Genomic DNA, 23,470 nt, shown 5'->3' on the forward strand with positions numbered 1-23,470 from the left:
GTAAAACTATCAGATCTTATTCTGATTTAGCAAAAGTTTTTTTGAAAGCATTTAAAGTTTCTGCCATGTCTTCATCAGATGGAAGTCCTTGAGTAGTACGGATATGATTTAAAACGTTTTTGTGGCTTTCGTCATTTGCATCTAACCAAGCGTATAATTCGTTTTCGAAACGAACGATATCTTGTACAGGAATATCATCTAAGTATCCTTTTGTTAGTGCATATAGAATTGTAACTTGTTTTTCAACTTTAATAGGTTTGTGAAGTTCTTGTTTTAGAACTTCTACAGTACGCTTACCACGTTCTAATTTAGCTGAAGTAGCTTTATCTAGGTCAGAACCAAATTGAGCGAATGATTCAAGCTCACGGAATGCAGCTAAGTCAAGACGTAGTGTACCCGCAACTTTTTTCATTGCTTTAATTTGAGCTGAACCACCTACACGTGATACAGAAAGACCTGCGTTGATCGCTGGACGTACACCTGAGTGGAATAGATCAGATTGTAAGAAAATTTGTCCATCCGTAATAGAAATTACGTTTGTTGGAATGTAAGCTGAGATATCCCCTGCTTGTGTTTCAACGAATGGAAGTGCTGTGATTGAACCACAGTCATATTTTTCATTCAACTTAGCAGCACGTTCTAATAAGCGGCTGTGTAAGTAGAATACATCCCCAGGATATGCTTCACGACCTGGCGGACGGCGAAGAAGTAATGAAAGTTCACGGTAAGCAGATGCTTGTTTAGATAAATCATCATATACGATTAATACATGTTTACCTTGTAACATGAACTCTTCTGCCATTGAGATACCAGCATAAGGAGCTAGGTATAATAATGGAGATGGTTGAGAAGCAGATGCAGTTACAACGATTGAGTAATCTAGTGCACCGTGTTGACGAAGTGTTTCAACTACGCCACGAACAGTAGATTCTTTTTGACCGATAGCAACATAGATACAAATCATATCTTGGTCTGCTTGGTTTAAAATTGTATCGATTGCAACAGCAGTTTTACCAGTTTGACGGTCACCGATGATTAACTCACGTTGACCACGACCGATTGGAACTAATGCGTCAATCGCTTTAATACCTGTTTGTAATGGTTCGTGTACTGATTTACGATCCATTACTCCGAAAGCAGGGCTTTCGATTGGACGAGATTTTGTAGTGTTGATTGGTCCTAAACCATCAACAGGAAGACCTAGTGAATTGACAACACGACCGATCAATTCTTCACCAACTGGTACTTCCATAATACGGCCAGTACGACGCACTTCATCGCCTTCATTGATGCCTTTAGTTGGTCCAAGGATAACGATACCTACGTTGTTCGCTTCCAAGTTTTGTGCCATACCAAGTACACCAGTAGAGAACTCAAGCAATTCTCCAGCCATGACGTTGTCGAGGCCATGAGCACGAGCGATACCGTCACCAACTGTGATAACTGTACCTACCTCGCTAACTTCCATTGCAGATTGGTAATTCTCCATCTGCTGCTTAATAAGTCCACTGATTTCTTCAGCTTTGATGCCCATGTTTCTCACCTCTCAAATTCTATATAATTAACCGATTAACGTACGTTTTAAGCCAGCTAGTTTGTGTGAAATACTACTGTCAAAAATTTGGTTACCGATTTGAAGTCGAACTCCACCAATTAAAGATGGATCGATTTCGTTTGTGATATTAAGTGTATTTTTACCCACTTTACGAGCGAATGCCGTAGAAATGCGTTGTGTTTCATCTTCTGTAAGAGGTTGAGTAGTGTATACGATTGCATCTGCTACGCCTTGCGTATCATTAGCAAAACGGATAAACTCTTCAATCACACTTACTACTTCATGAATACGTTTTTTATCAATTAAGACTTTAATTGCATTCACAATGATTGGTTGGACAGAAGCAAATACTTTAGAAACAAGTTCTTTCTTTTCTTTGTCTTCTAATTTTGGAGAATCTAAAAGTTGGAATAACCCTTTGTTCTCCTCGAAAACAACTTTCACTTCACGTAAGTCAGAACTTACTTCAGTTAGTAATTGTTTTTCTTGTGCCAATTGGAACAATGCTTTGGCATAGCGACTCGCTGCAGTCGATTGACTCATAGAGTTTCCCCTGCCTTCGCAATCGTTTCTTCAATTAGAGCACGATTCTCTTCTACTGAGACTTGTTTTTCAAGAACTTTAGATGCAGCAAGTACAGATAGTGAAACCACTTCTCCACGAACAGCAGCAATAGCTTTCTCTTTTTCAGTCTCGATATCACGCACAGCTGATTCTTTCAAACGCAATGCTTCAGCGCGAGCAGCAGAAATAATTTCTTCTTTTTGCAAGTCGCCTTGTTTCTTCGCGTTTTCAACAATCGTTTGTGCTTCTACACGCGCTTCTTTAAGAAGGCTGCGTTGATCTTCTAAAAGTTGTTGTGATTCTTGACGGCTCTTTTCAGCTGACTCGATTTCACTAGCAACTAATTCTTCACGTTGTTGCATGATTCCCATCAATGGACCCCACGCCACTTTTTTCAAAGCGAACATTAGGATAATGAAAACTGCTAACGTTACAAGGATATCTCCACCATTAATAAATTCAGCAGAACTTCCTAGTACTAGATAGTCTAAAAACACGATTGTTTCACTCCCTTCAAGAGCTTAGAGTTCAAATCTTATATGATTGAATCTTAGTAAGATGTATTGTCTAAAGGAATATTATGCCTTAAAGACATAAAGGAATGGCGAAGTTTTCCTTTATCGAAAAGTCTCTTCGCCATTTTTTTATAAAACAATTAAAGACGATTATTTGTTCATTACGATGAAAGCTACTACTACAGCGATGATCGGAAGGGCCTCAACTAATGCAACCCCGATGAACATTGTTGTTTGAAGAACGCCACGTGCTTCTGGTTGGCGAGCGATACCTTCTACTGTTTTTGAAACGATCAAACCATTACCAATACCTGCACCAAGTGCACCTAAACCGATTGCGATTGCTGCTGCTAATAAACCAACTGAACCTACCATTGAAATTTTTCCTCCTTGGAAATATAAAGTTTTTTGTGTGTCAGCTACTTAACTTATTAAGTTAAGCATTTTATACTTAATGGTCTTCGCTCACTTTGTGAGACATGTAAACCATTGTTAACATAACGAAAATAAATGATTGGATTGCACCGATAAAGATCGAGAAACCTTGCCAAATCATTGTTGGAACTACTGCTGCGAAGAAACCTAATCCTCCCCAAAGCGTCCCCATACTTGCAAGTAATCCTAAAAGAATCTCACCTGCATAGATGTTACCGTAAAGACGTAGACCAAGAGTTAACGTATTTGCGAACTCTTCAATAATTTTCAATGGGAATAAGAAAGCCATCGGTTGAGCGAAACTTCCAAGATACCCTTTGAATCCTTTCGCTTTAACACCATAGTAGTTAGATAATACAATTATCATAACCGCTAGTGTCATAGTAACGATTGGATCTGCTGTTGGTGATTTCCACCATAATTCTCCATGAATTATGACTGAGAAAGGAAGACCAAGCATATTCGCAACGAAGATGAACATAATCAGCGTGATTCCAAGTATATGGAACTTACCACCTGTTTTCCAGTCCGTGGTGCTGCTAATAATATTCTTTACGAAGTCCATAACCCACTCCATAAAGTTTTGCATACCCGTTGGTTTCAATTTTAAGTTTCGTGTCGAAATGAAAGCAATTAAGAAAACTATTAACGCCGCTACGACTAACATTAAAACATTACCTGGGTTAAATCCTAGTCCCCACAATTCAAAATGTGGATTTTCATGTTGCACTTTGCATTCACCTCTCTTTCAAATGCGCTTATTGGTATTTTACATGAAATACGATCCTGTCTACTAAAAGCAGAACGTACGGAATCATTAGCCCAATGACCGTGCTAATTAAATGAAAATACTTTGGCAACATGGTAGCAACCGCTACTGCAGCAATACCTGATGCAAAGCGAAAAGCCGAACCTAGTGATGCCACTTTCTTTCCTTCGTTAATAGAGCGATCAAATCGTTCCATTCTTCGGACTAGAATCCAAAAGTTATAATGACCAAAAAGCGCACCTAATGCGAGACCAGCGAATACTGTTTGATATGGCGTAAAAGCCCATCCTAACGCACAAAATGCGAGCAAAAAAAATAGCATTCTTTTCTGCTTAGCAAAAATCTGATGCAATTCTAGCATTGGTCTTTGATCTCCTGAATCTTATTTTCGAATGACGGAAGTAATAGCTGACCACCGGTTGGATGCCGGATAAGTAGTCATTTAAAACTACTAGCGGAGGCGGAAGCCGTAATCTACTCTCATAAAGAGATGAATCGGAATCCATATTAAATGTGAGAGATAAGCTTTTAATGGAGAACCACCGCATATAAGGACACCAAAAAATGATGCACAATACCGTACGAATTTACAAATTATGCCCAAACTGTAAGTCTAGTAGAAACTTGATAATCCAAGTTATTGTAGATTCTTTACAGTTAAGGAACCCTTATCATTCTTACCCTTAGTTAGCATACAATAGTGAATATTTCATGTCAATTGGTTAGAGTGAAAAACTTCACAAAGGTAGTAACCTTGTCAAATTGTCGACAAATTTACAACAATATTGACTTAAATTAGATTATCATCTATTCATAGACAGAAATAGAACTACCTTACAAATTGCTTATTACAAGTTATAAGGTAGTTTCAATAAATTATTGACTTCACTTTTCCAAATGGGTCAGTAATGCTTCGACAATTCTTTTTGAGGCAAATCCGTCACCGTATGGATTTGAAGCATGTGCCATAGCATTATACGTATTTTCTTCTATTAAAAGCTCTTTTGCTAAGCGATAAATAGTTTCTTCAACTGTACCTGCTAATTTTAAAGTACCTGCTTCAATTCCTTCGGGACGTTCTGTCGTATTACGAAGAACAAGAACCGGCTTCCCTAGAGAAGGCGCTTCTTCTTGTACGCCACCTGAGTCTGTTAAAATCATGTATGATTTAGCAGCGAAATTATGGAAATCAAAAACCTCAAGTGGTTCGATCAAATGAACTTTCGCTTCGTCTCCAAGTATTTCATTGGCAATTTCGCGGACAGCTGGATTCATATGAACGGGGTACACAACTTGTATATCACTATGCTCTGCTAACAATCTTTTTATAGCTTTAAACATATGGCGCATCGGTTCGCCTAGATTTTCTCTGCGATGTGCAGTTAGTAAAATCATACGATCTTGTCCAATTTGTTCGAGCACTGGATGACTGTAGGATGTGTTAACAGTTGTTTTTAATGCATCAATTGCAGTATTACCTGTAACTACAATCGTGCTGTTTACTTTATTTTCTTTCAATAGGTTTTGTTTAGACTGCTCAGTTGGTGCAAAATGAATATCTGCCATAATACCCGTAAGCTGACGATTCATCTCTTCTGGATATGGGGAGTATTTGTCACCTGTTCGAAGTCCAGCTTCAACGTGACCTATTGCAATTTGGTTATAAAAGGCTGCGAGGCTTGCGATAAATGTTGTGGTCGTATCCCCATGAACTAATACGATGTCCGGTTTAGCTTCTTTCATCACTCGGTCTAAACCTTCTAGCCCTCTAGTTGTGACATCAACAAGTGTTTGGCGATCCTTCATGATGTTCAAATCATAATCTGGTGTAATTTTGAATGTATCCAGCACTTGGTCGAGCATTTGTCGATGTTGAGCTGTCACTGTCACAATTGTTTCGATTTGATCCGAATGTTTTTGTAATTCTAAAACGAGGGGAGCCATTTTAATGGCCTCTGGTCTTGTTCCAAAAATAGTCATCACTTTCCATTTTTTACGCAATGACCTTGCACCACCTTCACATTATTTTGTACCGAATAAACGGTCTCCAGCATCACCTAAACCAGGAATAATATAACCATGGTCGTTTAATTTTTCGTCAAGTGCTGCGATATAAATATCGATTTCTGGATGCTCATCATGAATAGCTTGTACACCTTCAGGAGCTGCGATTAAGCACATGAATTTAATGCTTTTAGCGCCACGTTTTTTCAATGAGTTAATTGCTTCAATTGCAGAACCACCAGTTGCTAACATTGGATCAACGATGATGAAATCACGTTCTTCTACATCAGCAGGAAGTTTTGCATAATACTCGATTGGTTTTAAAGTTTGTGGATCACGATATAATCCGATATGACCTACTTTTGCAGCAGGGATTAGTTTTAATACTCCATCTACCATACCGATACCAGCGCGTAGAATTGGAACAATAGCCATCTTTTTACCTGATAATACTTTTGTTTTAGCTGTTGTTACTGGTGTATCAATTTCAATTTCTTCTAATGGTAAATCACGAGTGATTTCAAACGCCATAAGCGTTGCTACTTCGTCTACAAGTTCGCGGAATTCTTTGGTTCCTGTATTTTTGTCGCGAATGTATGTTAGCTTATGTTGAATTAGTGGATGGTCAAATACGTATACTTTACCCAATGTGTTCCTCTCCCTACTTTTATTTATCTTGATTATTATAACAGAAAAACGCAGTTTGACTATGAGTCCATTGCGTTTTTTTAAATTGTAACATTTTGTTTTGTGATTCATCTGCTCGTTCTAGTGTTAATGGCTTATTAAAATAGTAACCTTGTCCAATTACATAACATAACCGCTTTATAATCATTTTTTGGGAATGTTTCAACATCTCCCTAGATCGATATCACAGGGAATCATCAGCTAATTGAATATTCGAACGGACGATTGCAAAAGGTACTAATATTATCAATTATGCTTCACCTTCGCGAAGCGGATTCTATTTTAGAAATCAAGTATTAAAAAAGCTACTTTTGAATGAACAAAAGTAGCTTCGACTATTATTATAGTTTATTAATCTATTAAATTATACGTAAAGTGGATGTTTAGTAGTTAATGCAGCAACACGTTTTTGTGCTTCAACTTTAATCACTTCATCTTCTGGGTTTTTAAGAACAGATGCAATGATTGAAGCAACTTCTTTCATATCATCTTCTTTGAAACCACGAGAAGTAACTGCAGCTGTACCAACACGAACTCCTGAAGTTACGAATGGACTTTCAGTTTCGTAAGGAATTGTGTTTTTGTTCGCTGTAATTTGTACTTCATCAAGTAATGCTTCTGCAACTTTACCAGTTAACCCCATAGAACGAACATCTAATAATAGTAGGTGATTATCTGTTCCACCTGATACTAATTTAATGCCTTCTGCTTGAAGTGCTTCACCGAATGCTTTTGCGTTTTTCACAACTTGTCCAATGTATTCTTTGAATTCTGGTTGTTGTGCTTCACCGAATGCTACTGCTTTACCAGCGATGACATGCATTAAAGGACCACCTTGGATTCCTGGGAAGATCGATTTATCGATTTTTTTGCCAAACTCTTCTTTACAAAGAATAAGTCCCCCACGAGGTCCACGTAAAGTTTTGTGTGTTGTAGACGTTACGAAATCAGCATATGGTACTGGGTTTGGATGTTCACCAGCAGCAACTAAACCTGCGATATGCGCCATGTCTACCATGAAATACGCGCCAACTTCGTCAGCAATTTCACGGAATTTAGCAAAGTCAATTTGACGAGGGTATGCAGATGCACCTGCAACGATTAGTTTTGGTTTATGCTCAAGCGCTTTTTGACGAACGTCTTCATAGTCAATTACATTTGTATCTTCTGTTACGCCATACTCTACGAAATTGTATTGTACGCCTGAGAAGTTTACAGGGCTACCGTGAGTTAAGTGACCACCATGAGATAAGTTCATACCTAATACAGTGTCGCCTTGCTCAAGGATTGTAAAGTATACAGCCATGTTCGCTTGTGCACCTGAGTGTGGTTGAACGTTAGCATATTCTGCACCGAAAATTTCTTTTAGACGGTCACGTGCGATGTTTTCAACAACATCCACGTGTTCACATCCACCATAATAACGTTTGCCAGGATAGCCTTCAGCATATTTGTTTGTTAATACTGAACCTTGTGCTTCCATTACTGCTTCTGAAACGATATTTTCAGATGCAATCAATTCAATATTAGCTTGTTGACGTGCTTTTTCTGCTTCCATTGCTTCAAATACCGCTGTGTCTAGTGCTGCAAGTTTGATCATTATACATATTCCCCCTGTAATCTAGTCCTTTTTATAAACTGCTCTTTCGCCACCAATTAATTTGGGGCGTGTTATCGCAACTGTCACAACTGCCTCACCTATATGGGTTACGGAAGTACGAACAGGAACTGCCACTCTTTTTAAGTGCATGCCAATTAATGTTTGACCAATATCTATACCAGCATGTGCTTGTATTTCTTCCACAACGACCGGATCTGCAAGCTGATTATATACGTAAGTCGACATAGAGCCCCCTGCTGTTTGGGCAGGAATAACTGAAACCGGCTCAAGTCGGTAGTCTTCTGCTACTTTACGTTCTAAAGTTAAAGCACGGTTGAGATGCTCGCAACCTTGAAATACTAAAGATAATCCGTGATTTTCAGCAAATGCATGTAATGGTTTGTACAATGCTTCTGCTATTTCTAAACCACCAGCTGTACCGATTTTTTGTCCTTTGACTTCTGAAGTTGAGCAACCAACAACAAAGAGTTGTCCCTTACGGAATGTTACTTGTTGCTCTAACTCAGTTAGAAGCTGTTGTAGTTGATCTGTTATTTGTTGTAAGTTCATACTTTATGACCTTCTTAGTCGTTTTCAATCTCTGCAAGTTTTTCAACGCGGCGTTCGTGACGACCACCTTCAAATTCTGTAGATAACCAAGTTCGCACAATTTCAAGCGCAAGTCCTGGGCCAATTACACGTTCTCCCATTGCTAACACGTTTGAATTGTTATGGCATCTAGTTGCTTTTGCACTGAATAAATCATGAACTAATGCACATCGAATACCTTTCACTTTGTTAGCTGCGATAGACATACCTATGCCTGTTCCACAAATTAAAATACCTCGATCATACTTTCCACTTGCTACGCCTTCTGCAACTGGGAGTGCATAGTCAGGATAATCAACTGAATCAGAGGATTGTGGTCCAAAATCGTCGTAGTTTATGCCTAGCTCTTCTAGCAGTGTCATAATCTCTTTTCGTAAATTGTTGCCACCATGGTCTGATGAAATCGCAATTTTCAATGGGTTCCCTCTTTTCGATAATTTTATTCAACAATAGTTTACCACTTCTAGCTATAGAAAGACATATTTTTCACAGTATTTAAATAAAAGCATTAAATATAAACACGAATATTCTTCTTTCAATAGTACTTTTCAAGGATTTTATCAACCAATTACCGAATATAAAACGTTGTTATCATGAATTAAATTCGGATTCCAATGGATTTCTCATTGGAAATTCTTTCGGTATTCAAAATCTGAAAATTCGTGCAAGCTATTATTGAGCTATAAGATAGTAAGTGTTATTTTAAACTAAAATATACATTCTTTAAAAGTAAAAAACTATCACAATTGCCCCATTAAGGCTTTTGTGATAGTCATTATGTACAAATCAATGGTTATGAGCGATCAAATTGCAATATCATTTTATACAACTCTTCTGACTGCACTTTCAAATGCTTCGATAGTTGATCAATTTCTTCGATTGACCTAGCTTGCTCCTCAGTTACACTTCGAACTTCTTGTGCACCTGCAGAAGTTTGTTGAGCTATAGCAGCTACTTCTTGAGATTGATGCGCAGTCGTTTCAATATTATGCAATTGTTTTTCCACAAATCGAGAAATCTCAACTACAGAATCTGCCATTTCATGAACGATTGATGTCATTCCTTCTACAGCATTTGTTGTTTCTGATACTCTCTCTACTTCTTTTACTGCAAAAGCTACTTGAGAAGTCATTTGTTCTACAACATTATGTACATCTGATTGCATCGTTTGGATTAATCCCGTAATACCTTGTACAGCTTCTGCACTTTGGTCTGCTAGTTGACGCACTTCTTCAGCAACAACCGCAAACCCTTTACCATGCTCGCCAGCACGGGCAGCTTCAATTGACGCATTTAATGCCAATAAATTTGTTTGCGCGGCAATATCTCCAACCAATTGGATAATGCGTTCAACTTGTTTTGCATTACTTTCGAGTTGATGGATGTTTCCTAGAGCGTCTTTGTTGCCTGAAACAATTTGTTTTATACCTGAAACAAGTTCTTCAATTTTCTTCGTTGTAAATGTTAATTCTTTCATCATACGCTCAGAATGTTTCGATGATAATTCTGCACGGCCGTTAACTTCCTTAGCTATAACCCGAACATCTTCAAGCGCCTCTGCTGTTTGCTGAATAGATACCGCTGAGTTTTCTGCACCTTCAGAAATTTGTGCAATTGTAAGAGAAACTGCCTCTGCTTGACTTGCTGCATTTTCAGTTTCCTTCGATAAACTTAAAACTGTTTCGTTAGTCGATTGAAAATTTTGATCAATACTATCTACCATTTTACGCAGATTTTCGAGCATAGACTGAAAAGCTACTGCCAGCGCTCTTATTTCGTCATTTGACCTTGGTAAATCTACATCTTCTCCTATATAGCCTTCTGCTGCACGGTTTGTAGCAGCCTCTAGATTTTGCAACGGCTTAATAATAAATGAACTAAACGCTGCCGCTAAAATACCAGACCATATAATACCTAATGCATACGTAATAATTTCAAATATTAATCGATTAATATTTGGGAAAAATTGTGGTTGAATATATTCGATAAAAATTAAACTAGTTGAATAAGTGATGATTGCTAAAATTGATACAAATAATACGAGTTGCTTTCTCAATCCAAAAGAATGCTTCACACTTCGTTTATTCATCGTTAGCCCTCCGATAATTTCGTTTCGAGTGCATCAATTAATTTATTTAACTCCTGGAAAGTTTGACGATACAAATGGACATCTCCTCCAAATGGATCCGAAACATCATAAGAGCCATATGGCGCAATGTATTCCTTCAATGTAAATGTTTTATCAGAGATCGATGGAAAAGCCTGCAAAATCATTTCTTTATGAGCTGATGTCATCGTCAAAATTAGATTAGCCCACTCTAAATCCTCTGCTTCTATTTGTTTTGAAACATGTTCTGTAAATATATTTGCCTCTGATAACACCACTTTAGCATTCTCTGAAATTTCACCACCTGGCATTGCGAAAATACCCGCTGAACGAACCTCAAAATTATCTAATTTCTTTGCTTTTAAAATAGCTTCTGCCATTGGGCTTCTACAAGTGTTTCCAGTACATATAAAATAAATATTCATTACGCACCCTCATTCCTCATTATATATCATAGTAGTAATAATGTTCCATATAATTCTTAAAATATAGATAATATCCCCATTAAAAGTAATGCGACACCCGCTAATATCTGTAACATTATACCTAAATTCACTGGTGTTTTTCTTTTTATTGATAAAGCGATGTAAGAAAAGAGAAAAGTTGTTATACCTGTACTCATAATAAATAAACTCTTCTGTAGTTGAAGCATACCAAAAGATACGCTAACTGAAAAGGTATCAAGACTTGCAGTAACCGCTAATAATATAGGAGAGAGATTGGGTGGCTCTTTAACTCTAGCTGATAATAGGAGTTGTAGACCTATCAAACTGAGTAATGCACCGGAGAGCATCTTGGCAATTGTAATTAAATATTGGGCAGCCCATTCCCCTACATAAAAACCGATTAGTGGAAATATAACATGGAGACCGGCTGTCCAACAGGAAAGGGCAAATCGAAAACGAACTTTCGGTAAAATAAGAAATAGGGCGAGTACATCTAACGCTGTAATTACGCCTGCTATTATTTCCTGCACGCTGTTCCCCCTTGCTTTTGGATATCTCTTTACGATATGCAAGGGATGTTCAGCTTTATGCTAGCTTTCAAATGTGTTGCTTCACTTTTAAAATGTAATTATGTTCCAAACCGAAAAATACTTAAATCTCTTTTTCTCTTTCATCTATAAAAAAACTGTTCTCTCTTTTATATAGAAAGAACAGCTTAGTATCAGAAATTAATTAATGGCTTTCACTAGATAAATTTGCCCTCAGTTAAAGCTGTATATCTGCTGAATACCATTTACCTCCTGCCGACTTCTCGAGGCGATTCATAATTGCTGCACCGACACCTTCTGTTGATGTAGTTGTAGCAAGAACAAGATCCGCTGATGTTGCATCGCAAGAGCGTAAAGCATGGTATAGATTAACTGCCATCTCTTCATTTGTATCCTTTTGACCAAATGTAAAAAACCAATCAGCTGCTAGGTGGCTTAAATTTTCTGGGGCTAGTAACGCCACCTTAAGTCCTTTTTGATGAAGAGTCTCAAGAGCCATAGCAATTGCTTTTTCTTCTTTCTCTATCAAATAGACAGGGGCATTCGGAGCATAGTGAGTATACTTCATACCCGGTGCTTTTGGCGCTTTGCCACTATTTTGTTCTGTATGCGACGGTTGTGAAACCGTACCAATAACAGCTTCTAACATTTCTTTTGTGACGCCACCTGGGCGTAAAATAACAGGCATGTCTAATGTAAGATCTAGTACAGTTGACTCAACACCAATTCCTGTAGTACCTCCATCCAAAATCAGAGGGATACTTCCATTTAAGTCTTCTTCAACATGGATACCTTCTGTCGGACTAGGCTTACCACTCCTATTCGCGCTTGGAGCAGCTACTGGCTTCCCTAATTGTCGGAGTAATTGTAAGGCAACTGCATGATCAGGCATACGAATCCCCACTGTATCCAAGTTAGCTGTAACACTAGTAGCAAGAACATTTGGTTTCGCTTTGAAAATCATTGTTAGAGGACCTGGCCAAAACGCTTCCATACAAAGTTTTGCTTTTTGCGAAATATGGTCGACGTAATTTTCTAGTTCTTCGAAAGTACCTATATGAACGATAAGTGGATTATCGGAAGGTCGACCTTTTGCTGCAAAGATTTTCTTTACGGCTGCTTCATCCGTAGCAACTGCACCTAAACCATATACAGTTTCCGTGGGAAAAGCGACTACCTCTCCATTATTTAACAAATCCACAGCTTGTGAATAACTTTTTCCATTATCCACATTTATGTCCACATTTAGACGTTTAGTTTCCATCTCTGTATCTCCCTTCAATCAAGAGTTTTCAGAAAGTTATACACAATTTGTTGATAACTTTGTGTATATTGTGGACAATTTTACAAATATTGTGCATAACCTATTATGAGAAGATATCTTTTAACCATTCCCATATGAAAAACTTCTGTGTTTCCTCTTTTGTTTCTTCTGGTTTTTTTGGTTCTTCTTCGCGATAGCATACTTTTGGGAATAACGCGCACCACCAATTATCCCCCTTACCACTACCAATTGTCACGACAAGTGCATCATAGTAGTTTTGTGGATATAGAAATCCTTCATAGCGTTTAGCTGGGAACAATTCTTGTTTTCTAGAAACCTGTATCGATTGCTGACTGAATTTTGTGGATAATTTATTTTGAATTTCTTGCTCCACAACTGCTAGATTCTGGTCCATTTCCGTTCCATTTGTTTGGACAGATAACTGTTTAATAATAGGTTCTATTTCTTTTAACATATCCTGTTTTATAAGCTGGTCTTGTGTTGAGTTGCTATTTGCAACAATACGGAATCGCATTTGATCGGCATCTGCAATTGGTGAAGTATCCTGCGTAAACCACTGTGGTAGTAAAAATATAAGTGTTTGTATAAAAAGCAGAGCTGCAATAAATTGTAGCACTGGAATCATTTTTGTTTTTGTTTCTTGTTTTGGCATTTCAATAGTCTTGTAATCTGGTATCATCTTAATCCCTCCCTGTCACAAGGATAGACAGGGTTCAGATGTTTTATTCACTAATCTCGCAAAAAATCATTCTATCTTTTTGATTAATATCTTTTACTACTTCTACTTTGGCTTTTGGAAATTTTTCTTTGAAAAATTCCGCTACTGCCTCACCTTGTTTATAACCAATCTCTACACCTATAAAACTCGGTGTTTTCATAAGAGGTGGCAAGTTTTCTGCAAGCTTCCTATACAAAGCTAGTCCACTTTCTTCTGCAAATAATGCATTATGAGGCTCATGTTCTAAAACGATATCAGACATTTCCTTCGCTTCATCAAATGCTATATAAGGAGGATTAGATAACACAACATCCCATTGTTCTTGTACTAGAGGTTCTGTTAAATCTCCCTCTCTGAAAATTATTTCGGCATCTAATTGCTTAGCATTATTCTTGGCTGTCGCAAGTGCTGCAGGAGAAATATCCGTTGCGATTACAGTCGCTTGAGGTATTTCTTTTTTCATCGTTATAGCAATCGCGCCACTACCTGTTCCTATATCAGCTATTTGAATGGAAGCTGTAGATGAAAATAGTTTCTTTATGCGTTTTAGTGCTTCTACGATTAATTCTTCTGTTTCTGGACGAGGAATAAGGACTGATTCATCAACTTTAAATGTACGACCGTAAAACTCTTCTGAGCCCGTAATATACTGAATAGGACGGCCATTCTTATGTTCCTCAATCATGTTAAAATAGTTTTCCCACTGCGCATCCGTCATTTCATCTCGCATGATAATCATTAATCCTGTGTAGGATGTATTTAATGCATGCTGTAAAAGTAATCGTGCAGCTCCTTCTTCTCGACCATTTTCTTGTAAAAAAGAAGAAGCCCGATTGAGGGCCTCATATACTTGTCTCGTCATATTAATCGTTTAAGCTTTCAAGTTTGTTTGCTTGTTCTTCTAAGATTAGTGCATCGAAGATTTCATCTATCTTACCTTCAATGATTTGATCAAGCTTTTGAATTGTTAAACCGATACGGTGATCAGTAACTCGGTTTTGTGGGAAGTTATAAGTACGGATACGCTCTGAACGGTCACCTGTACCAACTGCAGATTTACGTTCTGCATTATATTCATCTTGCGCTTCTTGTTGTAATTTATCATATACACGAGCACGTAATACTTTCATTGCTTTATCACGGTTTTTTAATTGAGAACGCTCATCTTGCATTGCAACAACTACGCCTGTTGGAATATGTGTCATACGAACAGCAGATGCCGTTTTGTTGACGTGCTGTCCACCCGCGCCACTTGCGTGATATATATCAACTCGGATATCTTTATCAGCTATATCCAACTCTACTTCTTCGGCTTCAGGCATTACAACTACAGTAGATGTTGACGTATGCACACGGCCTTGTGATTCTGTTTCTGGTACACGTTGTACACGGTGTGCGCCACTTTCAAATTTAAATTTCGAGTAAGCGCCTTGTCCGTTAATCATGAAGACAATTTCTTTATAGCCTCCAAGTTCTGTCGGGTTGGCATTCATGACTTCAATTTTCCAGCCTTGTGCTTCAGCATATCGACTATACATACGGAATAATGTATTGGCGAATAGAGCAGCTTCATCACCGCCAGCAGCACCGCGGATTTCCATAATAACGTTTTTACTGTCATTTGGATCTTTCGGAATTAATAAAAGACGTAGATGGTCTTCTAATTTTGTAATTTGTTCTTCTAATTCATTTACTTCTTCTTTTACTAACTCACGCATTTCAGGATCTAGTTTATCCTCAAACATTTCTTTTGCATCTTGATACTGTTGTTTCACTTCTTTATATTCTCTATAAACTTCTACTGTTTCACTAATATCAGATTGCTCTTTTGAAAACTTCGCTAGTTTTTTTGAGTCGTTGACTATCTCAGGGTCACTAAGTAATTCATTTAATCGATCGTAACGATCTTCAACGGCTTGTAGGCGATCAAACATTTTTTCACCTTGACCTTTCTTTTGGAAATTTTATTTAAATCAACTTGTGATTAGCTATATGTCGAAATATGCTCCTTCAATAGTATAATGAAAAAGAGCAGCTATCGCTACTCTTTTGAGAATTGAACGTTATTTTTTCTTCATATATTGGTCAACACCATCCGCTATACTTTTTGTCAGGCTTTTTAAATATAATGGATCTGCTAATTTTTTGTCCTCTTCCTTATTTGTCATGTAACCCAATTCTAGCAACACACCAGGTACCTTTGACCAATTCGCTCCTGATAAGTCATCTCGATAAATAATTCCTTTTATATCTTTAACTTTTTTATTCTTTTCTATCTTTTGTATAATTTCATTTGAGATTACTAGACTCGCTTTATTGACACTCTTTGATATGTATGGATTTTTAGATGATGTGGTTAAAATCGAAAAGCCTTTTTCTTTTTTATTGATAGACCCGTCTGCATGTATACGTAAAAAAAGGTCGGCATTGCTTTTATTAGCAATATTGGCACGTTCACGATTACTTATATTCACATTTTGTTTTGTACGTGTATAAATTACTTTGTAACCACGTTTTTTTAATGTATTGCCAAGCATTTTAGACGCTTCTAAAGTAAGGATAGATTCTTTTTTGTTTGTATAGGGACTGTGCGTACCATCTGTCACTTTATACTTTGTTTTAATTGCTCCCGGCCCAATGGGTTCAATATCAGTATTTGCATATTGCTGATGGCCAGGGTCGATGACTATTATTTTCTTGCTAGATTTCTTTAATGGTGGTTTTGCAGTTACTGAAGCTGTTGAAAAAATAGCAATTAAGGCGATAAACGAAAACAACATTAGTATTATCTTTTTCATATGTTCCCCTTTCCTATAATAGATTCACTAGATTTAATTCTAGCATACCTTAATATTACAGAATCCATTTTTGGGTAAAATAATTATTTTTGTTAATTAAAACCAATTTAAAACATAAAAAAAAGAGCAGCCTTCAAGCTACTCTTACTGAGAAATTGATTTTCCTACTGGTACTACATGGTGATGTCTACAGCGAGGTTCATACGCTTCAGAGGCACCTACTAATATTACTGGGTCATCGATTCCTGCAGGTTGTCCATTAATTAAGCGCTGAGTACGACTCGATGGCGATCCACATACACTACATACTGCTTGTAATTTTGTTACTAGCTCTGCGATTGCCATTAACTTCGGCATCGGACCGAATGGAACTCCTTTGAAATCCTGATCTAGTCCCGCTAATATTACGCGGAATCCATGATTAGCTAATTGCTGAACGATTTCCACAATATCATCTTCAAAAAATTGTGCTTCATCAATCGCAATTACATCGAAATCATCTGAAATGTGATCCCATATTTCTTTAGGTGATTTGATAGGTCTTGCTATTACTGTTGTGCCATTATGACTTACAACTGCTTCTTCACTATAACGATTATCAATTTCAGGCTTAAAAACCGCAATTTTCTGCTTTGCAAATTGAGATCTACGAACACGGCGAATTAGCTCTTCAGATTTCCCCGAAAACATACTTCCGCATATTACTTCAATCCAACCATTTTGAGTCATTACGTACATGAATTAGACTCCTTTCAACACTTATATCCATCATCATAACGAAAAAATAAAGAGAATACTTCCCTTTTTTTTATATAAAAACTATGTTATGTAATCCATTTACACAGCTTTTTATTTTAAACGAACGAGCTTTATACTACACGAAAAAGCATTTTGGCGCAAGAAAAATACCTGCCTAGCAATTACTTGCCGGGCAGGTATTTTGTATATACGGGTTAAATTATTTAATACCGTATTTTTTGTTGAAACGATCAACACGTCCGTCAGCAGACGCGAATTTTTGACGGCCAGTATAGAATGGGTGACATTCGTTGCAGAATTCTACTACGATTTTTTCTTTTACTGAACCAGTTGTGAAAGTGTTACCACAAGAGCAGCTTACTGTTGCTTCTTTGTGATCTGGATGAATACCTTGTTTCATGTGTATGATCTCCTTTCGCCCTGAACCATCCGGAACAGAGTATTTCGAACTGTTGCCTTACACGACCCAGATTAGTTTGCCGCATATGCAACACGTTTATTGCAATACTTTATGAAGTATATCAAAAACTATACAGTGTTGCAAGCAATTAAATTATATGAATTTAAATTTTAGTAGAAAATCACTTTGCTTTTACAGTAATCCTTTACCGTTTCGAGCAGCTTTCATATCTGAATTTAGCTGTTCAAAAAACTCATCATTCGTTTTTGTTTGACGTAATTTTTTAAGGAATCGTTCTGCAAAATCAGATGAATCTGAGAATGTTTTACGAATCGCCCACAGTTTATCAAGTTGGTCTTTTGGAATCAGTAGTTCTTCTTTACGAGTTCCTGAACGACGAATGTCGATAGCTGGGAAGATACGACGTTCTGCTAGACTACGATCTAAATGAAGCTCTAAGTTACCTGTACCTTTGAATTCTTCGTAAATTACTTCATCCATACGAGAGCCTGTATCGATTAATGCAGTAGCTAATATTGTTAAACTACCGCCTTCTTCAATATTACGCGCCGCACCGAAGAAGCGTTTTGGACGGTGGAATGCAGCAGGATCAATACCACCTGATAAAGTTCGTCCACTTGGAGGTATAACAAGGTTATACGCACGCGCAAGTCGAGTAATAGAGTCCATTAAGATAATAACATCACGCTTATGCTCTACTAATCGCATAGCACGTTCTAACACTAACTCTGCCACTTTAACGTGATTTTCTGGCAATTCATCGAATGTTGAGCTAACTACGTCTGCTGCTACTGAACGTTCAATATCGGTTACTTCCTCAGGTCGTTCATCTATTAAAAGTACAATAAGTTCAGATTCAGGATATTTCTCCGTAATTGCGTTTGCAATTTCTTTTAAAAGTAATGTTTTACCCGCTTTTGGAGGAGCCACAATAAGTCCACGTTGACCAAAGCCTACTGGTGCCACTAAATCCATAATACGTGTAGATAGTTTTGTTGTAGTTGTTTCCAGTTTAATATGACGATCCGGGTATAGCGGAGTCAATGCTGGGAAATGTACACGTTCTTTTGCAGTTTCAGGGTCTTCCCCATTGACTGCCTCAACATGTAACAAACCATAATAGCGTTCATTCTCTTTTGGTGGGCGCACTTTCCCTGTTACTTTATCACCATTACGTAGACTAAATCGACGAATTTGTGATGCTGAGATATAAATATCTTCAGAACTTGGTGAATAATTTATAGGTCTTAAGAAGCCAAAGCCCTCTTGTTGAATAATTTCAAGGACACCTTCCATGAAGAAGTAACCTTCTTGTTCAGCTCTTGATTTTAAAATAGCAAAAATTAATTCTTTTTTTGTCAGCTTACTATAGTATGAAATTTTATAATCTCTCGCAAGCGCATACAAATCTTTTAGTTTCATATCTTCAAGCTGAGAAATTGTCATTGTCGTCATAGACATAGCACCACTCTTATATAAGTTTTTTTGTATAAATGAATTTGGTCAACATAGATGTGTGAGAATTGCGAGTAAATGAATGAAATGTCCTTTAAGAAGATGCCCGGCAACTGCCGGGCAATTAATATTGAAGTTTAATATTCCATAAATAGATTTGGTTTTTTAGTTAAGCTATGGCGTCCTTCGATGAAACGAACAGTACCAGATTTAGCACGCATAACAACTGATTCTGTTGTACAGTGCCCACCTTTAAATTGAACACCTTTAAGTAACTCTCCATCTGTAACACCTGTTGCGGCGAAGATTGCATCGTCACCTTTAACAAGGTCATCCATATATAATACTTTATTAACTTCGATACCCATCTTTTTGCAACGTTCAATCTCTTCATCATTTGATGGAATTAATTTACCTTGGAACTCTCCACCAAGACATTTTAATGCTACTGCGGCAATTACACCTTCAGGAGCTCCACCCATTCCGAATAGTATATCTACGCCTGTTTCATCAAATGCTGTGTTAATTGCTGCTGCTACATCTCCATCAGAGATAAATTTAATACGAGCACCAGCATCACGAATTTGATCAACAATATGTTGGTGACGATCACGATTTAATAGAGTCGCTACTACGTCTTCAATATCTTTGTTTTTTGCTTTAGCTACTGCACGTAAGTTATCAATTACTGGTGCATTAATATCAATTTTCCCTGCTGCTTCTGGACCTACTGCAATCTTTTCCATGTACATATCAGGTGCATGAAGTAAGTTTCCGCGATCAGCGATTGCTAATACAGTTAGTGCGTTACCACTACCAGCTGCTACGATATTCGTCCCTTCTAGAGGATCTACGGCGATATCGACATGAGGTCCATTTTCATCATGACCTAATTGTTCACCAATATATAACATTGGTGCTTCGTCCATTTCACCTTCACCGATTACGACTGTTCCTTGCATAGGAATGGAATCAAATACTTGACGCATGGCTGTTGTTGCTGCGTCATCTGCTTCCATTTTCAATCCTCGGCCCATCCATCTTGCTGAGGCAATTGCTGCTGCTTCCGTAACACGTACTACTTCCATTGATAAACTGCGTTTCATTTTTAACTTATCCTCCCGCTTTCCAACTCATTAAATGGTTGGAATCCTTTAAAACTAAATCTATTGTAGCACACAGATAATTCTGTGCGACTTTTTTTCAGTTTTATCTATTTGTGGCTATGTTTTCTTGTTCTGAGGGTAGCGACTCACGGCGAATATCTGCACCAAGAGCACGGAGCTTCGAAACCAATGAACTATAGCCTCTTTCTATGTGGTAAATGTCATGGATTTCTGTTTCGCCCTTAGCTAATAAGCCTGCAATAACCAGTGCTGCACCTGCTCTTAAATCTGTAGCAGTAACTGTAGCAGCTTCTAGTTTAGTCGAACCATTAATAATGGCTGTACGTCCTTCTACTTTACCATTTGCTCCCATGCGAGCTATTTCATCAATATGTTTAAAACGGGCAGAATAAATTGTATCTGTCACGACTGATGAACCTTGAGATTGTGTTAATAATACAGTAAAGGGTTGTTGTAAATCTGTTGGGAAGCCTGGATATACAAGAGTTTTTACATCAACTGCCTGAAGTTTTTCAACTTTAGGAATGATGATTCTCTCCTCTTCCTCAATAATTTTAACACCCATTTCTCGTAGTTTCGCTGTAACAGCTTCTACGTGTAAAGGAATTACATTATCGATTATAATACCATCACCAATTGCTGCGGCCATTATCATAAATGTACCAGCTTCTATTCTGTCTGGAATAATTGTATGATTTGTACCGTGTAGCTCTTCAACGCCATCAATACGAATAACGTTCGTACCTGCACCTTTAATCTTAGCTCCCATATTCGTCAGTAACGTGGCAACATCAATAATCTCGGGTTCTTTTGCAGCATTTTCAATGACTGTACGTCCTTTTGCTTTAACTGCTGCAAGCATAATATTAATAGTGGCCCCTACACTGCTAACATCTAAATAGATTTTAGCACCTACTAATTCATCAGCTCGCAAATAGATTGCACCATGCTCATTTGTTACTTTAGCACCTAATGCTTCAAAGCCTTTAATGTGTTGATCAATTGGGCGTGGTCCTAAATGACAACCACCTGGTAATCCAATAACAGCCTTTTTAAACCGTCCTAACATCGCTCCCATCATATAGTACGAAGCGCGAAGTTTTTTGACATTGCCATTTGGTAAAGGCATATCAACCATTCCTCGAGGATCAATAACCATATGACCGTCAGAAAATTGTACTTCTCCACCAATTTCTTCAAGTAAGGCTTTTAATGTTGTAACGTCTAGAATTTCTGGTAAGCCTTCAATTGTGACGGGTGAATTAGCCAATATGGATGCTGGAATTAAGGCTACAGCACTATTTTTAGCGCCGTTTACTTTGATCGTCCCTTGCAAACGCTTGTCGCCGTTAATTTTATAAACGTCCATGTAAATCTCCTTCATCTTCGGATATTTCTATTATTATTAACCGTTTTTCTTATTCCAATCCGCTAAGAAACCTTCAATTCCTTTATCAGTTAAAGGATGTTTGAATAATTGAGCTAAAACTTTAAATGGAGTTGTAGAAATATGTGCACCAGCAAGAGCCGCTTCTGTAATATGTTGTGGGTGACGAATTGAAGCCGCAATAATTTGCGTAGGGATTTCATGAATAGCGAAGATTTCAGCGATTTGGCGTACTAACTCAATACCATCTTGACCAAGATCATCTAAACGACCTAAGAATGGAGATACGTAAGTTGCTCCCGCACGAGCTGCTAATAGTGCTTGGTTTGCACTAAAGATTAATGTTACGTTTGTTTTAATACCTTGTTTTGATAGTGTAGAACAAGCTGTTAAACCAGCTGGTGTCATTGGTAGTTTCACAGTAATATTAGGTGCAATTGCAGCAAGTTCAAGACCTTCTTTAATCATACCTTCTGCATCTAATGAAATTACTTCTCCACTAATAGAACCATCTACTAAATCCGCAATTTCGCGTAGACGATCGTGGAATGAGATATTTTGCTCTTTTGCTACTAGTGACGGATTTGTTGTTACACCTGAGATAATCCCCCAAGAATGTGCTTCTTTGATTTCTTCAAAGTTAGCTGTATCGATAAAAAATTTCATTATAATATCCCCCTGGATGATGGAAAATAGGAGAAGGGCCGATTAATTTAACCGAACACTTCTCCTCATTTCACCTGATTAATTATGCTTTTTGAGCACTTCCGAATTCGCGTATTTTGCCAATAACTGTCGCTTTAATAGCATCACGAGCTGGAATTAAATATTTACGTGGATCATATACTTTAGTGTCATTTGCTAATACTTCACGAACCGCTTTTGTAGCAGCGATTTGGTTTTCAGTATTAACGTTAATTTTAGCTGTTCCTAGAGAGATTGAACGTTGAATATCTTTTAAAGGAATACCAGTACCACCATGTAATACTAATGGTAAGTCAGCTAAGTTTGAAATTTCTTCCATTTCTTTAAAACCTAAGTTTGGCTCACCTTGATAAGGACCATGAACTGAACCTAATGCAGGTGCTAGGCAATCAATGTTTGTTGCTTCTACAAGTTTTTTACATTCTTGCGGATCTGCATACATGATGCCACCAATTACTCCATCTTCATCGCCACCAACTGTGCCGAGTTCTGCTTCCACAGAAACACCTCTAGCGTGTGCATATTCAACCACTTTAGAAGTGATTTCAACATTCTCTTCGAACGAATGGTGTGAAGCATCAATCATAACTGATGTAAAACCAGCATCAATTGCTTCCTTACATTTTTCAAAGCTTGAACCGTGGTCTAAGTGAATTGCTACTGGAACTGTGATCTTGTAGCTTTCGATCAGGCCTTTTACCATGTGGACTACGGCAATAAATCCTCCCATGTATTTCCCAGCACCTTCAGAAACACCTAAAATTACTGGTGATTTTTCTTCTTCTGCTGCAAGTAAAATAGCTTGAGTGAATTCAAGGTTATTGATGTTGAATTGACCAACTGCATAACCTTCTTTTTTACCTTTAATCAACATTTCTTTCATGGAAACCAAAGCCATTACAAATTCCTCCTCTAGTATGAATCGTGGTATTAAGGTTACTTAATATCATAACTCATAATATCAAAAACATACGTC

Annotated in this window: 26 protein-coding genes; all 26 read right to left on the reverse strand. The window is 37.6% G+C overall.

The annotated features are described in order from the left end of the window. Positions 1 to 16: 16 nt before the first annotated feature. Positions 17 to 1,534: a F0F1 ATP synthase subunit alpha gene (gene atpA / locus MHH85_RS17140; RefSeq protein ID WP_053417883.1), complete on the reverse strand. Its 1,518-nt coding sequence runs from the start codon at positions 1,532 to 1,534 to the stop codon at positions 17 to 19. A gap of 27 nt (positions 1,535 to 1,561) precedes the next feature. Further along, positions 1,562 to 2,098 carry a F0F1 ATP synthase subunit delta gene (locus MHH85_RS17145; RefSeq protein ID WP_193738355.1) on the reverse strand — a complete coding sequence of 179 codons (537 nt, stop codon included), beginning with the start codon at positions 2,096 to 2,098 and terminating at the stop codon, positions 1,562 to 1,564. Then, complete coding sequence (atpF, locus tag MHH85_RS17150) at positions 2,095 to 2,616, reverse strand: F0F1 ATP synthase subunit B (RefSeq protein WP_193738354.1); 522 nt, start codon at positions 2,614 to 2,616, stop codon at positions 2,095 to 2,097. Before atpF ends, MHH85_RS17145 begins: the two co-directional genes overlap by 4 nt. A gap of 168 nt (positions 2,617 to 2,784) precedes the next feature. Then, positions 2,785 to 3,009 (reverse strand): F0F1 ATP synthase subunit C, encoded by a 225-nt coding sequence (gene atpE / locus MHH85_RS17155; RefSeq protein ID WP_193738353.1) that lies wholly within the window; start codon positions 3,007 to 3,009, stop codon positions 2,785 to 2,787. A gap of 76 nt (positions 3,010 to 3,085) precedes the next feature. Then, on the reverse strand, positions 3,086 to 3,799 hold the full coding sequence (gene atpB, locus MHH85_RS17160) for a F0F1 ATP synthase subunit A (protein WP_193738352.1): 714 nt from the start codon (positions 3,797 to 3,799) through the stop codon (positions 3,086 to 3,088). A gap of 28 nt (positions 3,800 to 3,827) precedes the next feature. Continuing rightward, positions 3,828 to 4,199 (reverse strand): ATP synthase subunit I, encoded by a 372-nt coding sequence (locus MHH85_RS17165; RefSeq protein ID WP_053417888.1) that lies wholly within the window; start codon positions 4,197 to 4,199, stop codon positions 3,828 to 3,830. 524 nt (positions 4,200 to 4,723) lie between these two features. Further along, positions 4,724 to 5,839 (reverse strand): non-hydrolyzing UDP-N-acetylglucosamine 2-epimerase, encoded by a 1,116-nt coding sequence (wecB, locus tag MHH85_RS17170; protein ID WP_340707858.1) that lies wholly within the window; start codon positions 5,837 to 5,839, stop codon positions 4,724 to 4,726. 21 nt (positions 5,840 to 5,860) lie between these two features. Next, a complete protein-coding gene (gene upp / locus MHH85_RS17175; protein ID WP_053417890.1) occupies positions 5,861 to 6,490 on the reverse strand; it encodes a uracil phosphoribosyltransferase in 630 nt (209 codons plus the stop codon). A gap of 403 nt (positions 6,491 to 6,893) precedes the next feature. After that, positions 6,894 to 8,129: a serine hydroxymethyltransferase gene (gene glyA, locus MHH85_RS17180; RefSeq protein ID WP_193738350.1), complete on the reverse strand. Its 1,236-nt coding sequence runs from the start codon at positions 8,127 to 8,129 to the stop codon at positions 6,894 to 6,896. Positions 8,130 to 8,150: 21 nt separating this feature from the next. Beyond that, positions 8,151 to 8,699 carry a TIGR01440 family protein gene (locus tag MHH85_RS17185; protein ID WP_340707859.1) on the reverse strand — a complete coding sequence of 183 codons (549 nt, stop codon included), beginning with the start codon at positions 8,697 to 8,699 and terminating at the stop codon, positions 8,151 to 8,153. 14 nt (positions 8,700 to 8,713) lie between these two features. After that, the gene (rpiB, locus tag MHH85_RS17190) at positions 8,714 to 9,154 is read right to left on the reverse strand and encodes a ribose 5-phosphate isomerase B (RefSeq protein ID WP_038180051.1); all 441 of its coding nucleotides are present in this window, start codon (positions 9,152 to 9,154) and stop codon (positions 8,714 to 8,716) included. Between the two features lie 377 nt (positions 9,155 to 9,531). Continuing rightward, positions 9,532 to 10,827, reverse strand: a complete 1,296-nt coding sequence (locus MHH85_RS17195; RefSeq protein WP_340707860.1) for a methyl-accepting chemotaxis protein — start codon at positions 10,825 to 10,827, stop codon at positions 9,532 to 9,534. Positions 10,828 to 10,829: 2 nt separating this feature from the next. Beyond that, positions 10,830 to 11,270 (reverse strand): low molecular weight protein arginine phosphatase, encoded by a 441-nt coding sequence (locus tag MHH85_RS17200; RefSeq protein WP_193738347.1) that lies wholly within the window; start codon positions 11,268 to 11,270, stop codon positions 10,830 to 10,832. 56 nt (positions 11,271 to 11,326) lie between these two features. Next, complete coding sequence (locus MHH85_RS17205) at positions 11,327 to 11,821, reverse strand: manganese efflux pump (RefSeq protein WP_340707861.1); 495 nt, start codon at positions 11,819 to 11,821, stop codon at positions 11,327 to 11,329. A 235-nt stretch (positions 11,822 to 12,056) separates the two neighbouring features. Beyond that, a complete protein-coding gene (locus tag MHH85_RS17210; protein WP_340707862.1) occupies positions 12,057 to 13,103 on the reverse strand; it encodes an L-threonylcarbamoyladenylate synthase in 1,047 nt (348 codons plus the stop codon). Positions 13,104 to 13,206: 103 nt separating this feature from the next. After that, the gene (locus MHH85_RS17215; protein ID WP_340707863.1) at positions 13,207 to 13,803 is read right to left on the reverse strand and encodes a stage II sporulation protein R; all 597 of its coding nucleotides are present in this window, start codon (positions 13,801 to 13,803) and stop codon (positions 13,207 to 13,209) included. Between the two features lie 43 nt (positions 13,804 to 13,846). After that, the gene (prmC, locus tag MHH85_RS17220; protein WP_340707864.1) at positions 13,847 to 14,704 is read right to left on the reverse strand and encodes a peptide chain release factor N(5)-glutamine methyltransferase; all 858 of its coding nucleotides are present in this window, start codon (positions 14,702 to 14,704) and stop codon (positions 13,847 to 13,849) included. A gap of 1 nt (position 14,705) precedes the next feature. Beyond that, positions 14,706 to 15,776 (reverse strand): peptide chain release factor 1, encoded by a 1,071-nt coding sequence (gene prfA / locus MHH85_RS17225; protein WP_053417900.1) that lies wholly within the window; start codon positions 15,774 to 15,776, stop codon positions 14,706 to 14,708. A 129-nt stretch (positions 15,777 to 15,905) separates the two neighbouring features. After that, entirely contained in the window at positions 15,906 to 16,640 is a 735-nt protein-coding gene (locus MHH85_RS17230; RefSeq protein ID WP_340707865.1) for an N-acetylmuramoyl-L-alanine amidase family protein, read from the reverse strand. 144 nt (positions 16,641 to 16,784) lie between these two features. Beyond that, the gene (locus MHH85_RS17235; protein WP_053417902.1) at positions 16,785 to 17,378 is read right to left on the reverse strand and encodes a thymidine kinase; all 594 of its coding nucleotides are present in this window, start codon (positions 17,376 to 17,378) and stop codon (positions 16,785 to 16,787) included. Positions 17,379 to 17,598: 220 nt separating this feature from the next. Continuing rightward, complete coding sequence (gene rpmE / locus MHH85_RS17240; protein ID WP_053417903.1) at positions 17,599 to 17,799, reverse strand: 50S ribosomal protein L31; 201 nt, start codon at positions 17,797 to 17,799, stop codon at positions 17,599 to 17,601. A 192-nt stretch (positions 17,800 to 17,991) separates the two neighbouring features. Beyond that, on the reverse strand, positions 17,992 to 19,275 hold the full coding sequence (rho, locus tag MHH85_RS17245) for a transcription termination factor Rho (protein ID WP_193738341.1): 1,284 nt from the start codon (positions 19,273 to 19,275) through the stop codon (positions 17,992 to 17,994). Between the two features lie 137 nt (positions 19,276 to 19,412). Continuing rightward, on the reverse strand, positions 19,413 to 20,381 hold the full coding sequence (glpX, locus tag MHH85_RS17250) for a class II fructose-bisphosphatase (RefSeq protein ID WP_038180073.1): 969 nt from the start codon (positions 20,379 to 20,381) through the stop codon (positions 19,413 to 19,415). Between the two features lie 103 nt (positions 20,382 to 20,484). Beyond that, the gene (locus tag MHH85_RS17255; RefSeq protein ID WP_053417904.1) at positions 20,485 to 21,771 is read right to left on the reverse strand and encodes a UDP-N-acetylglucosamine 1-carboxyvinyltransferase; all 1,287 of its coding nucleotides are present in this window, start codon (positions 21,769 to 21,771) and stop codon (positions 20,485 to 20,487) included. Between the two features lie 36 nt (positions 21,772 to 21,807). After that, a complete protein-coding gene (fsa, locus tag MHH85_RS17260) occupies positions 21,808 to 22,455 on the reverse strand; it encodes a fructose-6-phosphate aldolase (protein ID WP_340707866.1) in 648 nt (215 codons plus the stop codon). An 82-nt stretch (positions 22,456 to 22,537) separates the two neighbouring features. Further along, a complete protein-coding gene (locus MHH85_RS17265; RefSeq protein WP_038180079.1) occupies positions 22,538 to 23,392 on the reverse strand; it encodes a class II fructose-bisphosphate aldolase in 855 nt (284 codons plus the stop codon). Between the last annotated feature and the right edge of the window lie 78 nt (positions 23,393 to 23,470).

It is taken from the genome of Viridibacillus sp. FSL E2-0187, assembly GCF_038006425.1.
Taxonomy (GTDB): Bacteria; Bacillota; Bacilli; order Bacillales_A; family Planococcaceae; genus Viridibacillus; species Viridibacillus arvi.

Excerpts from the sequence above, each read along its gene's own strand:
- MHH85_RS17185 (WP_340707859.1), bottom strand. The coding sequence starts at position 8,699 with ATGAACTTACAACAAATAACAGATCAACTACAACAGCTTCTAACTGAG.
- MHH85_RS17165 (WP_053417888.1), bottom strand. The coding sequence starts at position 4,199 with ATGCTAGAATTGCATCAGATTTTTGCTAAGCAGAAAAGAATGCTATTT.
- atpE (WP_193738353.1), bottom strand. The coding sequence starts at position 3,009 with ATGGTAGGTTCAGTTGGTTTATTAGCAGCAGCAATCGCAATCGGTTTA.
- rho (WP_193738341.1), bottom strand. The coding sequence starts at position 19,275 with ATGACGACAATGACAATTTCTCAGCTTGAAGATATGAAACTAAAAGAT.
- MHH85_RS17265 (WP_038180079.1), bottom strand. The coding sequence starts at position 23,392 with ATGGCTTTGGTTTCCATGAAAGAAATGTTGATTAAAGGTAAAAAAGAA.
- prmC (WP_340707864.1), bottom strand. The coding sequence starts at position 14,704 with ATGACGAGACAAGTATATGAGGCCCTCAATCGGGCTTCTTCTTTTTTA.
- MHH85_RS17200 (WP_193738347.1), bottom strand. The coding sequence starts at position 11,270 with ATGAATATTTATTTTATATGTACTGGAAACACTTGTAGAAGCCCAATG.
- MHH85_RS17195 (WP_340707860.1), bottom strand. The coding sequence starts at position 10,827 with ATGAATAAACGAAGTGTGAAGCATTCTTTTGGATTGAGAAAGCAACTC.
- rpmE (WP_053417903.1), bottom strand. The coding sequence starts at position 17,799 with ATGAAACAAGGTATTCATCCAGATCACAAAGAAGCAACAGTAAGCTGC.
- atpA (WP_053417883.1), bottom strand. The coding sequence starts at position 1,534 with ATGGGCATCAAAGCTGAAGAAATCAGTGGACTTATTAAGCAGCAGATG.
- MHH85_RS17230 (WP_340707865.1), bottom strand. The coding sequence starts at position 16,640 with ATGAAAAAGATAATACTAATGTTGTTTTCGTTTATCGCCTTAATTGCT.
- fsa (WP_340707866.1), bottom strand. The coding sequence starts at position 22,455 with ATGAAATTTTTTATCGATACAGCTAACTTTGAAGAAATCAAAGAAGCA.
- glyA (WP_193738350.1), bottom strand. The coding sequence starts at position 8,129 with ATGATCAAACTTGCAGCACTAGACACAGCGGTATTTGAAGCAATGGAA.
- MHH85_RS17235 (WP_053417902.1), bottom strand. The coding sequence starts at position 17,378 with ATGTACGTAATGACTCAAAATGGTTGGATTGAAGTAATATGCGGAAGT.
- glpX (WP_038180073.1), bottom strand. The coding sequence starts at position 20,381 with ATGAAACGCAGTTTATCAATGGAAGTAGTACGTGTTACGGAAGCAGCA.
- prfA (WP_053417900.1), bottom strand. The coding sequence starts at position 15,776 with ATGTTTGATCGCCTACAAGCCGTTGAAGATCGTTACGATCGATTAAAT.
- MHH85_RS17145 (WP_193738355.1), bottom strand. The coding sequence starts at position 2,098 with ATGAGTCAATCGACTGCAGCGAGTCGCTATGCCAAAGCATTGTTCCAA.
- MHH85_RS17210 (WP_340707862.1), bottom strand. The coding sequence starts at position 13,103 with ATGGAAACTAAACGTCTAAATGTGGACATAAATGTGGATAATGGAAAA.
- MHH85_RS17255 (WP_053417904.1), bottom strand. The coding sequence starts at position 21,771 with ATGGACGTTTATAAAATTAACGGCGACAAGCGTTTGCAAGGGACGATC.
- MHH85_RS17215 (WP_340707863.1), bottom strand. The coding sequence starts at position 13,803 with ATGATACCAGATTACAAGACTATTGAAATGCCAAAACAAGAAACAAAA.